The 13,104-nt window shown below is 71.2% G+C and carries 12 protein-coding genes; 3 read left to right on the top strand and 9 right to left on the bottom strand.

The window, feature by feature from the left end; translation table 11 throughout:
* From HHX33_RS25655 to HHX33_RS25670, 4 genes are all read right to left on the bottom strand, one after another.
* Window positions 1–270 carry a hypothetical protein gene (locus tag HHX33_RS25655; protein ID WP_117408927.1) on the bottom strand — a complete coding sequence of 90 codons (270 nt, stop codon included), beginning with the start codon at window positions 268–270 and terminating at the stop codon, window positions 1–3.
* Window positions 267–749, bottom strand: coding sequence for a DUF948 domain-containing protein (locus tag HHX33_RS25660; RefSeq protein WP_138460224.1), 483 nt, complete (start codon window positions 747–749; stop codon window positions 267–269). The genes HHX33_RS25655 and HHX33_RS25660 overlap by 4 nt, the downstream gene beginning before the upstream one ends.
* 149 nt (window positions 750–898) lie before the next feature.
* Entirely contained in the window at window positions 899–2,242 is a 1,344-nt protein-coding gene (locus HHX33_RS25665; protein ID WP_182876844.1) for a replication-associated recombination protein A, read from the bottom strand.
* 16 nt (window positions 2,243–2,258) lie between these two features.
* Entirely contained in the window at window positions 2,259–2,738 is a 480-nt protein-coding gene (locus HHX33_RS25670) for a hypothetical protein (RefSeq protein WP_182876845.1), read from the bottom strand.
* A gap of 186 nt (window positions 2,739–2,924) precedes the next feature.
* On the opposite strand from HHX33_RS25670, the gene HHX33_RS37385 reads away from it, so the two are divergent.
* Complete coding sequence (locus tag HHX33_RS37385; RefSeq protein WP_310741525.1) at window positions 2,925–3,833, top strand: peptidylprolyl isomerase; 909 nt, start codon at window positions 2,925–2,927, stop codon at window positions 3,831–3,833.
* A 91-nt stretch (window positions 3,834–3,924) separates the two neighbouring features.
* Here the strand turns inward: HHX33_RS37385 and aspS are convergent, their stop codons facing one another.
* Genes aspS through HHX33_RS25690 form a run of 3 tightly spaced genes read right to left on the bottom strand, consistent with a single transcriptional unit; the run spans window position 3,925 to window position 7,624 of the window.
* Window positions 3,925–5,688, bottom strand: coding sequence for an aspartate--tRNA ligase (gene aspS, locus HHX33_RS25680; protein ID WP_182876847.1), 1,764 nt, complete (start codon window positions 5,686–5,688; stop codon window positions 3,925–3,927).
* Window positions 5,685–6,941: a histidine--tRNA ligase gene (hisS, locus tag HHX33_RS25685; protein ID WP_117408933.1), complete on the bottom strand. Its 1,257-nt coding sequence runs from the start codon at window positions 6,939–6,941 to the stop codon at window positions 5,685–5,687. Before hisS ends, aspS begins: the two co-directional genes overlap by 4 nt.
* Window positions 6,941–7,624: an MBL fold metallo-hydrolase gene (locus tag HHX33_RS25690; RefSeq protein ID WP_182876915.1), complete on the bottom strand. Its 684-nt coding sequence runs from the start codon at window positions 7,622–7,624 to the stop codon at window positions 6,941–6,943. The genes hisS and HHX33_RS25690 overlap by 1 nt, the downstream gene beginning before the upstream one ends.
* Window positions 7,625–7,862: 238 nt before the next feature.
* On the opposite strand from HHX33_RS25690, the gene HHX33_RS25695 reads away from it, so the two are divergent.
* Together HHX33_RS25695 and HHX33_RS25700 are read left to right on the top strand one after the other, a co-directional pair.
* Window positions 7,863–8,738 carry a peptidylprolyl isomerase gene (locus tag HHX33_RS25695; protein ID WP_182876848.1) on the top strand — a complete coding sequence of 292 codons (876 nt, stop codon included), beginning with the start codon at window positions 7,863–7,865 and terminating at the stop codon, window positions 8,736–8,738.
* 59 nt (window positions 8,739–8,797) lie between these two features.
* Window positions 8,798–10,027, top strand: a complete 1,230-nt coding sequence (locus tag HHX33_RS25700; RefSeq protein WP_117408950.1) for a DUF349 domain-containing protein — start codon at window positions 8,798–8,800, stop codon at window positions 10,025–10,027.
* Between the two features lie 57 nt (window positions 10,028–10,084).
* Here the strand turns inward: HHX33_RS25700 and HHX33_RS25705 are convergent, their stop codons facing one another.
* Together HHX33_RS25705 and HHX33_RS25710 are read right to left on the bottom strand one after the other, a co-directional pair.
* Complete coding sequence (locus HHX33_RS25705) at window positions 10,085–12,265, bottom strand: RelA/SpoT family protein (protein ID WP_182876916.1); 2,181 nt, start codon at window positions 12,263–12,265, stop codon at window positions 10,085–10,087.
* A gap of 325 nt (window positions 12,266–12,590) precedes the next feature.
* Window positions 12,591–13,097 (bottom strand): adenine phosphoribosyltransferase, encoded by a 507-nt coding sequence (locus HHX33_RS25710; RefSeq protein WP_117408952.1) that lies wholly within the window; start codon window positions 13,095–13,097, stop codon window positions 12,591–12,593.
* Window positions 13,098–13,104: the final 7 nt, after the last annotated feature.

A 13,104-nucleotide genomic window follows, 5' to 3' on the forward strand; every position in this document is an offset into this window, starting at 1 on the left:
TCAGCGGCCATCCTTTACGTCGTAGATTCTGCTGTTGCCGGTAGTGGTGTCATCAACGGTGTCCAGCCCGAGCCCGGCGCGCAACTCGGTTTCCCTGCTCGCCGACAGGTGACGCACCTCGCCGGCGAAGTCCCTGAGCTGGTCCGCGAGGGCCGCCGCGCGGCCGGCGGTGCGCCTGGCCACGTGGTCGGGCCGCAACGACTGAAGCTTACGCATGGCCCAGACCGCGAGATACGCGCCGAGGGACATGTAGAAGAGACGGCGGATCATCCGCGCCCCCTTCCGATGGCGCGCGGCTCGGCCACGCGCTCGGCGGTGTGCCGCTCCCTGATCCTGTCCCTGGTGTGGGGACCGGTGCGGGGACCGCCGCGGGCCACCCTCCGGGCCGGGGCCCTGCGGGCGGCGCGGCGGGCCAGCGCGAGGCGGAAGCCGTCGCGGAAGGCGGCGATCTTGAGCACCGGGCCGGCGAACACCGTGGACGCCACCCCGGTGATCCTGACCATGTTGCCGCTGACGTCCCGCATGTTGTCCGAGATCGCCTCGGCCGCGACCAGCCGCCGGTTCGCCTCGGTGACGGTCTGGCTCATGTCGTCCAGGAGCGGCCCGAGGCGGTCGCTCAGCTCGGCCACCGACTTGCGGGTCTCGGTCAGCAGTCTGGCCAGCCTGACCAGCACGACGACCATGAAGCAGACCAGGATCGCCCAGAAAATGGCGACCACGAGGCCCGCCAGCTCTCCCGCGGTAAGCATGTGCCGATCTCCCTGGATCACCGGAGCTGGAATGGCAAGACCCTATCGCGAACGCCCTGCCCGCCGTTCCGCAGCACACACCCGGCACGCGGGCCGCACCTAAGAGAGCACCGAAGACGGCGCGCAGGCGGGCGGCGTGCCGGGGGCGCTCAGCCGCCTCGCAGGAAGGCCCGGATCCTCGCCCAGCGCTCGGCGAACCGCGCCTCCGCGCCGTGGGAGGTCGGTTCGTAGTAGCGGCGCTCGCGCAGCTCCTCCGGCGCGTAGTCCTGGCCGACGAGGCCGTGCTCGAAGTCGTGGGGGTACTGGTAGCCCCTGCCGTGGCCGAGCTTCTTCGCGCCGGGGTAGTGCGCGTCGCGCAGGTGGCCGGGGACGCGCCCGACCAGGCCGCGCCGCACGTCGTCGGAGGCGGCGCCGATGGCCTTGACGACCGCGTTGGACTTGGGCGCCAGCGCGCAGTGGATGACGGCCTGCGCGAGGTTGATCCTGCCCTCGGGCAGGCCGATGAAGTCCACCGCCTGGGCGGCGGCCACCGCGACCTGCAGGCACGTCGGGTCGGCCATCCCCACGTCCTCGCTCGCGAAGATCACGATCCGGCGGGCGATGAAGCGCGGGTCCTCTCCCGCCTCGACCATCCGGGCCAGGTAGTGCAGGGCGGCGTCGGCGTCCGAGCCGCGCATGCTCTTGATGAACGCGCTGGTCACGTCGTAGTGCTGGTCGCCCTGCCGGTCGTAGCGCACGGCGGCCTTGTCCACGGCCCGCTCGACGACCTCGACCGTGACCTCCGGCGTGACGTCCGGCCCGGCGCCCGGCGGGGCGTCGTCGACCAGCATCGCCGCCGCCTCCAGATAGGTCAGCGAGCGCCGCGCGTCGCCGCCGGCCAGCCGTACGAGCTGGTCGAGGGCCTCGGGCCGCAGGGTGACGCGCCCGGCGAGGCCGCGCGGGTCGGTCACCGCGCGCTCCAGCACGGCGCGCACGTCGTCGTCGGTCAGCGGTTCGAGGGTGAGCAGCAGCGAGCGGGACAGCAGCGGCGAGATGACCGAGAAGAAGGGGTTCTCCGTGGTCGCGCCGATGAAGGTCACCCAGCGGTTCTCCACCGCCGGCAGCAGCGCGTCCTGCTGCGCCTTGTTGAAGCGGTGGACCTCGTCCACGAACAGCACGGTCTGCCTGCCGGTCATGCCGAGGTCGCGCCGGGCCTGGTCGATGGCGGCGCGCACGTCCTTGACCCCGGCCGAGACGGCCGAGACCTCGACGAACCTCCGCTTGGTGGCGCCCGCGACGACGTAGGCCAGCGTGGTCTTGCCGGTGCCGGGCGGCCCCCACAGGAAGAGCGACATCGGGGCGTCGCTCTCCACCAGGCGGCGCAGCGGGGTGCCGGGACCGAGCAGGTGCCGCTGGCCGATCACCTCCTCCAGCGAGCGCGGCCGCATCCGCACGGCGAGCGGCTCCTGGCCGCGGTGGGCCTCCTCGGCCGCCGAATCGAACAGGCTCTCCACGCCGCCGACACTACCCTCAGGCGCCCCACACGGCGGTCGCGCCGGTGTGCCCGGTGCGTACGGCGTAGTAGCCGACGGCCACGGCAAGGATCACGGCGACGGCCGACGCGACCAGGACGGCCGCCCGGGGGCCCGTCCCCACCGGGGCCCGGCGCGCCCGGGTGAGCCACACCAGCGCCAGGGAGACGACGGTCAGCAGCGCGGTCAGCGGCAGGAGGGTCTCGGCGAACCCCGAGTGGACCTCGATCGCCTCGGAGACCCGGCCCCCGAACATCCGGTGCTCCAGCCGCTCCCCGCTCTCCTTGGCCGCGAACACGGAGGCGAGCGCCGCCAGAGCCGTCGCGACCAGCGCCCAGTCGAGCCGATGCCGCACGCGGGGCAGGACGGCGTACGCGATCGACAGCGCCGCGAGCAGCGGCGCGAAGATCACCGCGGCGTGGACGACGAGGGCGTGGACGGGAAGTCCGAAGATCTGGTCGAACATCGTGGTCGTCACTCCTGAGACGAGAGGGCCGGGCGCGTGGTCCGGGTTTGGTTCGTCAGGAGGTTCTCAGGCGGTTCTGAGAGCTAGATGAGCGCAAACACCGGTGATACCCATGCGACGCCTGTTTTACACGAACCCGACGGGATCGCGGATAGAGTGACTCAGCGTCATACAAAAGGGGAAATGGAAGGCATAGCGGTGACCGACACTGATCGGCAGAAGCAGCCGGCTTCGCGCGTGAGCACGACCGGGCGCACCACCAACCCCCGTCGGCGTCTGGGGGGCACCCTCGGCGCCGGACTGGGGGTTCTCGCGCTCGTGGGCGGCCTGGCGGCCTGCAGTGACGGCTCGGCCCAGGAAGCGGCCGGGGCGACCCCCTCGGCCTCCGCCTCGGCGGGCCCTTCGACGGGCCCCTCCGCGGTCCCGTCCGAGTTGCCGGCGGCGACGCCGTCCGCCAAGCCCACCGACCTGCGTAAGGTCAGCTGCGAGTATCGCAAGGACGACACGGGCAGCCCGGCGAAGTTCGTGGGCTTCCCGCCCAAGAAGCTGAACAGGGCGGTGATCAAGGCGTCCAAGATGACGGTCAGGACCAACCTGGGGAACATCGTCATCGACCTGGCCACCGGCGACGCGCCGTGCACGGTGAACTCGTTCGCGTTCCTGGCGAAGAAGAACTACTTCGACAACACCGTCTGCCACCGGCTCACGACGGTCGAGACGAACGGCCTCGGCCTCCTGCAGTGCGGGGACCCGCAGGCCAAGGGGGACGGCGAGAACCCGACGGACGGCACCGGCGGGCCGGGCTACCTGTTCAACGACGAGAACCTGGGGCCGCAGTACAGCCGGGGCGTCGTCTTCATGGCCCAGCCGGGCGACGCGTCGAACTCCAACGGCAGCCAGTTCGTCATCTCCTACACCGACGAGAACGCGCAGCTGCCCCAGTCGTACACGCCGTTCGGCATCGTCAGCAAGGGCTTGGAGATCGTCGACAAGATCGCCAAGGGTGGTGTCAACACGGCCAAGGACGGCGTCGACATCACCAGCGACGACGGCGGCTCCAACGCCCCCAAGATCAAGGTCCGGATCAAGGACGTCATCGTGTCCTGACCCGTCCTGATCGGAAACGGCCCGCGATCTCGTGATCGCGGGCCGTTCACGTGCCGGCGGGGCGAAGCCGCCGGGCTCCGGTGCTACCCGGTCACGAGCGGGGGGCGGCGTCGGCGCCGGACCTGTCGCCCTTCGGCGCGGCGTCCACGCCGGCCTCCTTGCGCTGCTCCACCGTGATCGGGCTGGGCGCGCCGGTCAGCGGGTCGTACCCGGAGGCCGTCTTCGGGAAGGCGATCACGTCGCGGATCGACTCGCCGCCCGCCAGCAGCATGCAGACCCGGTCCCAGCCGTAGGCGATGCCGCCGTGCGGCGGCGGGCCGTACTTGAACGCCTCCAGCAGCCAGCCGAACTTGCTCTCGGCCTCTTCCTTGGAGATGCCGAGCACGTCGAAGACGCGCTGCTGCATCTCGGCCCGGTGGATACGGATCGAGCCCCCGCCGATCTCCATGCCGTTGCAGACCATGTCGTAGGCGTAGGCGAGCGCCTCCCCGGGGTGGTCCTGGAAGTTGTCGGCCCACTCCGGCCTGGGCGCGGTGAACGGGTGGTGGACCGGGGTCCAGCCGCCTTCCCCGTCCTCCTCGAACATCGGCGCGTCCACGATCCACAGGAACGACCACCGCGACTCGTCGATCAGGCCGCAGCGGCGGCCGATCTCCAGGCGGGCCGCGCCGAGCAGGTCGCGGGAGGCCGCGGGCGCGCCCGCGGCGAAGAAGACCGCGTCGCCGGGCCGGGCCCCGGTCCGTTCGGCGAGACCGGCCAGCTCGGTCTCCGAGAGGTTCTTCGCCACCGGGCCGCCGAGGGTGCCGTCGTCCTGCACCAGCACGTACGCCAGGCCGCGCGCCCCGCGCGACTTGGCCCACTCCTGCCAGGCGTCCAGCTCCCTGCGGGTCTGCGAGGCGCCGCCGGGCATCACGACGGCTCCCACGTACGGAGCCTGGAAGACCCGGAACGCGGTGTCCGCGAAGTAGCCGGTGAGGTCGGTCAGCTCGACCCCGAAGCGCAGGTCGGGCTTGTCCGAGCCGTACCGCGCCATCGCCTCGGCGTACGTCATCCGGGGCAGCGGGACGGGCAGCTCGTAGCCGAGCGTCTCCTTCCAGATGCGCCCGATCAGGGCCTCGCCCAGGGCGATCACGTCGTCCTGGTCGACGAACGACATCTCGATGTCGATCTGGGTGAACTCCGGCTGCCGGTCGGCCCGCAGGTCCTCGTCGCGGAAGCACCGGGCGAGCTGGTAGTAGCGCTCCAGGCCGGAGACCATGAGGAGCTGCTTGAACAGCTGCGGCGACTGCGGCAGGGCGTACCAGCTGCCCGGCTGGAGCCGCACGGGCACCAGGAAGTCGCGGGCGCCCTCGGGCGTGGAGCGCGTCAGGGCGGGGGTCTCGACGTAGACGAACCCGTGCTCGCGCATGACCTCGTTGGCGAGGTAGGTCGCCTGCGACCGGGTGCGCAGCGCGTGGGCGACCTGCTGGCGGCGGATGTCGAGGTAGCGGTACCTCAGCCGCGCCTCCTCCGACACGCCGGAGCCGCCCTCGATCGGGAACGGCAGCGGCGCGGACTCGCTCAGCACCTCCACCTCGGAGGCGACGACCTCGATCTCACCCGTGGGCAGGTCGGGGTTCTCGTTGCCCTCCGGCCGCGTGCGGACCTCCCCCGTGACCCTCACGCAGTACTCCGCGCGCAGGTCGTGGGCGTGGTCCTCCTCGCGGAAGACCACCTGGGCGGAGCCGGAGGCGTCGCGCAGGTCGATGAAGACCACGCCGCCGTGGTCGCGCCGGCGCGCCACCCATCCGGCCAGCGTCACCTTCTGGCCCGCCTGCCCCTTGCGGAGTGTGCCTGCCTCGTGGGTGCGGATCACGAGTCTTTCCCCTTCAAGAACTCGACGACCTCCGCGAGCGGGACCGCGGTCTGGTCGCCTGTTGCCAAATCCTTCACCTGTACGGCTCCCGCCTCGATGTCCCGGTCGCCGAGGATGAGCGCGTAGCGCGCGCCGCTGCGGTCGGCGGCCTTCATCGCGCCCTTCACGCCCCGGCCGCCGAAGGCCATGTCGACCGCGAGACCGGCCCGGCGCAGCTCGCTGACCAGCGGGAAGATCCGCCGCCTCGCCTCCTCGCCGAGCGGGACGGCGAACGCGCCGAGAGCGCGCGGCCGCTCGGTCAGCAGCCCCTCCGCCTCCATCGCGAGCACCGTGCGGTCCACCCCGAGGGCCCAGCCGACGCTGGGCAGGGCGGGGCCGCCGATCTGCTCGCTCAGGCCGTCGTAGCGCCCTCCCCCGCCGACCGCCGACTGCGCGCCCAGCCCGTCGTGCAGGAACTCGAACGTCGTACGGGTGTAGTAGTCGAGGCCGCGGACCAGCCGGGGGTCGTCTTCGTAGGCTACCCCGGCGGCCGTCAGCAGTCCCCTGACCTCCTCGTGGTAGGCCTTGCAGGCCCCGCACAGGTGGTCGGTGACCAGCGGCGCGCCCGTGAGCTGTGCCCGCACCTCCGGGCGCTTGTCGTCGAGCACGCGCAGCGGGTTGATCTCCACCCGGGCACGGGTGGCCTCGTCGAGGTCGAGCCCGCGTAGGAAGTCCTGGAGCGCGGCGCGATAGGCCGGGCGGCACTCGCGGCAGCCCAGCGAGTTGAGCAGCAGCCGGACCCCGCGCAGGCCGAGGGATGCGTAGCCGTCCATCGCCAGGACGATCAGCTCGGCGTCGAGCGCCGGGTCCTCGGATCCCAGTGCCTCGGCCCCCACCTGGGAGAAGTGGCGGTAGCGGCCGGCCTGGGCCCGCTCGTAGCGGAAGTAGCTGCCGGAGTACCAGAGCTTGATCGGCAGCGGGCCGCCGTACAGGCCGTGTTCGAGCACGGCCCGCACCACGCTCGCCGTGCCCTCCGGGCGCAGCGTCAGCGACTGGCCGCCCCGGCTGGTGAACGTGTACATCTCCTTGGTGACGATGTCGGTCGACTCGCCGACGCCGCGGGAGAACAGCGCGGTGTCCTCGAAGGCAGGCGTCTCGATGTAGCCGTAGCCGGCGCGGCGGGCGGGCGCGGACAGCGCGTCCCGCACGGTGAGCGCCCACTCCGAGCGCGGGGGCATCCAGTCGAAGGTGCCCTTCGGCGCCTGAAACGTCATCACAATCCCCTGGTCGGGCCGACGGGCGGCGCGGCGTCCCTGAGGAAGGGGTTGGTCGCGCGCTCGCGGCCGATTGTCGTCTGAGGTCCGTGGCCGGGCAGGACCAAGGTCTCGTCCGGCAGCGTCAGCGTCTTGGCGAGGCTGCGCAGTATGGCGGCGTGGTCGCCGCCGGGCAGGTCGGTGCGGCCGATGGAGCCGGCGAAGAGCAGGTCGCCCGCGAACAGGACCTGGATGTCCTCGGCGGGCGCCCGGAACGTCACCGACCCCCTGGTATGGCCGGGCCGGTGCTCGACCGTGAACTCGAGCCCCGCCAGGCTCAGCACGGCGCCGTCGGCCAGCTCGCGCACGTCGTCGGGCTCGGAAAGTTTCAGACCGCCGAACACCCCACCGGCCTGCGGCGGAAATCCCTTCGCCGGGTCCGACAGCAGGTCGCGGTCCTCCGGATGGATCCACGCGGGCACGTCGCGGGCGCCGCACACCGGGGCCACCGACCACACGTGGTCGATGTGACCGTGGGTGAGCAGCACCGCGACCGGCTTCAGGCGGTGCTCGCCGAGCAGCGCGTCGAGGTCGCCGACAGCGTCCTGACCTGGGTCGATGACCACGCACTCCGCGCCTGCCGCGGGAGCGACGACGTAACAGTTGGTCTGGAACGAACCTGCGGGAAACCCGGCGACGAGCACGGAAGCGGCCTCTGCGTCTGTACGGATCAATCAAGGATTGCGCGAGCGAATGTAACCGAAGGGTACCGGTGCGGGTCGGCAGGCTGCGAACCGATACCCGTCAGCCGATACGATTCGCCCACCTCAATAGTCATTCTTGGAGCAGTCGAGCCGGATGCTATAGAACGGGCCACCGCCCCGGAGGACCCCTCCGGCGCGGGTGGCCGTTCGGGCGCGACCGCGCCCGGGCGTAACGACCATGGGAAACACGACGAGTCGGGAGGTCGAAGTGGTCACCGGCAAGGACCGGCAGAAGCAGCTGGCCCGGGAGCACTACCAGCGGCAGATGCAGGCGCGCGTGGAGCGCGAGCAGAAGGCGCGGCGCAACGCGATCATCGGCACCACCACGGCGGTGGTGGTCGTGATCGGCGGCGTCGTGGCGGCGACGACCCTCCTCGGCGGTGACGACAAAGCCGATCCCGCCGCCTCGGCCGCGCCGACCGCCAGCGCCCTCGCGAACGACCCCAAGCCGTACGATCCGGCCTCCGGCACCTGCGGGTACGTGGCCGACAAGAGCAGCGGCCAGGTCAAGGACGTCGGCGTGCCGCCGGAGAAGGTGAGCACGGCCCCGGCGACGATGACCATCAGGACCAACCTCGGTCCCATCGTCGCCACGCTGGACAGCGCCAAGGCGCCGTGCACGGTCAACTCGTTCAAGTACCTGGCGTCGAAGGACTACTTCGACGACACCAGGTGCCACCGGATGGGCACGGACTTCCCGATCCTGCAGTGCGGCGACCCGCTGGCCAAGGCCGACGGGAAGAACCCGACCGACGGCCAGGGCGGCCCCGGCTACCGCTTCGCCAACGAGAACCTGACGGGCGCCAAGTACACGCGCGGCGTGCTCGCGATGGCGAACAGCGGGCCGAACACCAACGGCAGCCAGTTCTTCATCGTGTTCGGGGACACCGGGCTGTCGCCCGACTACACGCCTTTCGGTACCGTGACCACAGGACTCGAAATCCTGGACAAGGTGGCCAAGAAGGGCGTGATCGCCGGTGCCACCGGCGATGGCACCGGAGCCCCGAAGCAGCCCGTAGTCATCAAAGACGTGACAATCACCAGCAAGAGCTGACGTAATACAACCAAGGGCACATCGGGCCCTGGAGGCTGATTCAAGTGCGGGAGGACACGGTGAGCACCGACCCGTGGGGCCGGGTAGACGAGGACGGCACCGTCTACGTGCGTACGGCTGAGGGAGAACGGGCCGTCGGGTCCTGGCAGGCCGGTGAGCCGGAGGAGGCGCTGGCCTATTACCGCCGCAAGTTCGACGAGCTGGCCGGCCAGGTCCAGTTGCTGGAGCAGCGGGTGCGCGGCACCGACCTCGCCCCCGCCCAGGCCGAGGCGAGCATCGCCAAGCTGCGGGAGTCGGTCGCCGAGGCGCACGCCGTCGGCGACCTGGGCTCGCTGCACGACCGGCTCGGGGCGCTGAGCGAGCTCGTCGGCAAGCGGCGCGAGGAGTTGCGGGCGGCCCGCGACCAGGCCCGCGTGCACGCCCGGGAGGTCAAGGAGCGCATCGTCGCCGAGGCCGAGCGCATCGCCGACGAGACGACCCACTGGAAGTCCGGCGGCGAGCGGCTGCGGCAGCTCGTCGAGGAGTGGAAGGCGGCCGAGCGGGTCGACCGGGCCACCGAGGCGACGCTGTGGAAGCGGCTGTCCACGGCCCGTACGGCCTTCGCCAAGCGGCGCAAGGCGTACTTCTCCTCCCTGGACGAGCAGCGGGACGCGGTGCGGGGCGCCAAGGAGCGCATCGTGAACGAGGCGGAGGCCCTCTCCGGCTCGACGGAGTGGAACGCCACCGCGGCGGCCTACCGGGAGCTGATGCGCCAGTGGAAGGCCGCGGGCCGGGCCTCCCGGGAGGCCGAGGACGAGCTGTGGACGCGCTTCAAGGCCGCCCAGGACGAGTTCTTCCACGCCCGGTCGGCGGTGTTCGCCGAGCGGGACGCCTCGTTCGCCGCCAACGCCGAGGTCAAGGAGGGGCTGCTGACCGAGGCCGAGCGGCTGCTCCCGGTCGGCGACGCGCGCGCGGCGCGGTCGGCGCTGCGCGGCATCCTGGAGCGGTGGGAGGCGGCCGGCCCGGTGCCGCGCGACCAGCGCGACCGCCTGGAGGGCGGGCTGCGCAAGGTCGACGAGGCCGTCCGCAGGGCCGAGGAGAACGAGTGGAAGCGCTCGAACCCCGAGGCCAGGGCGCGTGCCCAGGACACCGTCAACCAGCTCCGCAGGTCCATCGAGCAGCTGGAGACCCGGCTGTCCAAGGCCCAGACGGCGGGCCGGGACAAGGACGTCAAGGAGACGGAGGAGGCCCTGGCCGCCCGCCGCTCCTGGCTGGAGGAGGCCGAGCGCACCCTCGCCGAGTTCTCCTGACCCTTTCGCTCCCCTCCCCGGCGCGGCCGCGGCGCCCGCCGGGGACGGCGGCAGGCGTCAGTTGGTCACTCGGTAGACGTCGTAGACGCCGGGGACGCCCCGCACCGCCTTGAGCACGTGCCCCAGGTGCTTCGGGTCGCCCATCTCGAAGGTGAACTTGCTGATGGCGACCCTGTCCCTGCTGGTCGCGACCGAGGCGGACAGGATGTTCACGTGCTGGTCCGACAGGGTCCGCGTGACGTCCGACAGCAGTCGGGGCCGGTCGAGCGCCTCCACCTGGATCGCGACGAGGAAGACCGAGTCGTCCCCGGGCGACCAGGCCACCTCCACCAGCCGGTCGGGGTGGGAGCTGAGCTGCTCGACGTTCGGGCAGTTCGCCCGGTGCACCGAAACGCCGTGCCCGCGGGTGACGAACCCGACGATGTCGTCCCCCGGCACCGGGGTGCAGCAGCGCGACAGGCGCACCCACACGTCGGGGTCGCCCGCCACCATCACCCCGGCGTTCGAGCCGGCCCTCGGCCTGCCCTTGAGCCGCGTCGGGACCTGGGCCTCGGCGATGTCCTCCTCGGCCCCCTCGACGCCTCCCAGGGCCTGCACGAGCTTGTCCACGACCGACTGGGCGGCGACGTGCCCCTCGCCCACCGCGGCGTACAGGGCGGACACGTCGGCGTAGCGCAGGTCGCGGGCGAGCGCCAGCAGCGCCTCGCCGGACATCAGCCGCTGCAGCGGCAGGCCCTGCTTGCGCATGGCCCGCCCGATCGCCTCCTTGCCCGCCTCGATAGCGGTCTCGCGGCGCTCCTTGGTGAACCACTGGCGGATCTTGTTGCGGGCCCGGCCGCTCTTGACGAACTTGAGCCAGTCGCGCGACGGGCCCGCGTCCGGCGACTTCGAGGTGAAGATCTCGACGGTGTCGCCGTTGCCGAGACGGGACTCCAGCGGGACCAGCCGGCCGTTCACCCGCGCGCCGATGCACCGGTGGCCGACCTCCGTGTGCACCGCGTACGCGAAGTCGACCGGGGTGGCGCCCTCGGGCAGGGCGATCACCTGGCCGCGCGGGGTGAAGACGAAGACCTCCGAGACCGACAGGTCGAAGCGCAGCGACTCCAGGAACTCGCCGGGGTCGGAGGTCTCCTTCTGCCAGTCGAGGAGCTGGCGCAGCCAGGCCATGTCGCCGACCTGCTTCACCTTGCCGGGGCCCGCCCCGATCATCTCCTCCTTGTACTTCCAGTGCGCCGCCACGCCGTACTCGGCGCGGTTGTGCATCGCCCGCGTGCGGATCTGCAGCTCGATGGCCTTGCCCTCGGGTCCCATGACCGTCGTGTGCAGCGACTGGTACATGTTGAACTTCGGCATGGCGATGTAGTCCTTGAACCGCCCCGGCACCGGCTTCCACTGGGCGTGGATCGTTCCGAGCGCGGCGTAGCAGTCGCGGACCGTGTCGACCAGCACGCGGATGCCCACCAGGTCGTAGATGTCGTCGAAGGCCACGGCCTTGGCGATCATCTTCTGGTAGATCGAGTAGTAGTGCTTGGGCCGGCCCCGGACAGTCGCCTTGATCTTCGCCTCGCGCAGGTCGGCGGAGACCTTCTCGATTACCTCGTGCAGGTACAGGTCGCGGCGCGGCGCCCGCTCCGACACCATCCGGGCGATCTCGTCGTACCGCTTGGGGTAGAGCATGGCGAACGCGAGGTCCTCCAGCTCCCACTTGATGGTGTTCATGCCGAGCCGGTGGGCCAGCGGGGCGAAGATCTCCAGCGTCTCGCGCGACTTCTGCTGGCGCTTGTGCTCGGGCATGTAGCGCATGGTCCGCATGTTGTGCAGCCGGTCGGCCAGCTTGATCACCAGCACGCGGATGTCGCGCGACATCGCGACGACCATCTTGCGCACGGTCTCCGCCTGCGCCGCGTCGCCGAACTTCACCTTGTCGAGCTTGGTCACCCCGTCGACGAGCAACGCGATGTTGTCGCCGAAGTCGGCTCGTAACTCGTCGAGGCTGTAGGCGGTGTCCTCGACGGTGTCGTGCAGCAGGGCGGCGCACAGCGTCTCGTCGTCGGTGCCCAGTTCCGCGAGGATCGTCGCCACCGCGAGCGGGTGCGTGATGTACGGATCGCCGCTCTTCCGCTTCTGGTCGCGGTGGTGGTAGGCGGCGACGTCGTACGCGCGCTCTATCAGGCGCAGGTCGGCCTTGGGATGGGTGGCACGGACCGTCTTGAAGAGCGGTTCCAACACCGGATTCATAGCACCCCACTGCCCCCCGAAACGGGAGAGCCTACGTCGCGTGGCCGGCGACGCCGGCTTGTCCTCAGGGCCCGCCGCAGGGTCGCGCGCCTCCTCGGGGGGCACGTCGGTGACGGGCTCGGGGACGTCGCGGGGGGTCTCACCGCGATCGACCCGCGCGTCGTCGGGCACGACCACATCACGGGGCACACAGACTCCTCACGTCGAGTCCAGATTCCACAGTGTATCCGTGCTGCCACAGCGCTCTCGGCCGCGTACCCCCGATTCGCCCAGTCTGGTGCACCCGGTCCGGTTTGCCCAGCCCTGTTCCCTCGGTCTGGTTCGTTCAGACGGTGAGCAGGGTGCGCACCTCCAGCCCGGGCAGCCGGTCGCGGCCGGAGAGGAAGGACAGCTCCATCAGGAAGGAGACCGCCACCACCTGCGCGCCGGTCCGCCTGACCAGCTCCACGGCGGCCCGGGCGGTGCCGCCCGTGGCGAGGACGTCGTCCACGATCAGCACGCGGTCGCCGGGCTCGAAGGCGTCGGCGTGCACCTCGATCGTCGCGGAGCCGTACTCCAGATCATAGGACGCCTCGTACGTCTCCGAGGGCAGTTTGCCCTCTTTGCGCACCGGTACGAATCCCGCGCCGCTGCGGTAGGCCACCGGGGCGGCGAGGATGAACCCGCGCGCCTCGATGCCGACCACCTTGTCGAACGCCAGGCCGTCGCCGAGTTCGTCCACGACCTGCGTGAAGGCCGCGTGGTCCGCCAGCAGCGGGGTGATGTCCTTGAAGAGGATGCCCGGCTTGGGGTAGTCGGGGACATCCCTGATGAGTGCCGTCCAGTCAGTCACGACGTTC

The sequence above is a fragment of the Microbispora sp. H10670 genome, from assembly GCF_014161385.1.
Taxonomy (GTDB): domain Bacteria; phylum Actinomycetota; class Actinomycetes; order Streptosporangiales; family Streptosporangiaceae; genus Microbispora; species Microbispora triticiradicis.

Bases quoted from the DNA above. Each gene is read 5' to 3' on its own strand.
- HHX33_RS25655 (WP_117408927.1), bottom strand. From the start codon at position 270: ATGATCCGCCGTCTCTTCTACATGTCCCTCGGCGCGTATCTCGCGGTC.
- HHX33_RS25660 (WP_138460224.1), bottom strand. From the start codon at position 749: ATGCTTACCGCGGGAGAGCTGGCGGGCCTCGTGGTCGCCATTTTCTGG.
- hisS (WP_117408933.1), bottom strand. From the start codon at position 6,941: ATGACGTTTCAGGCGCCGAAGGGCACCTTCGACTGGATGCCCCCGCGC.
- HHX33_RS25695 (WP_182876848.1), top strand. From the start codon at position 7,863: ATGGGAAACACGACGAGTCGGGAGGTCGAAGTGGTCACCGGCAAGGAC.
- HHX33_RS25705 (WP_182876916.1), bottom strand. From the start codon at position 12,265: ATGAATCCGGTGTTGGAACCGCTCTTCAAGACGGTCCGTGCCACCCAT.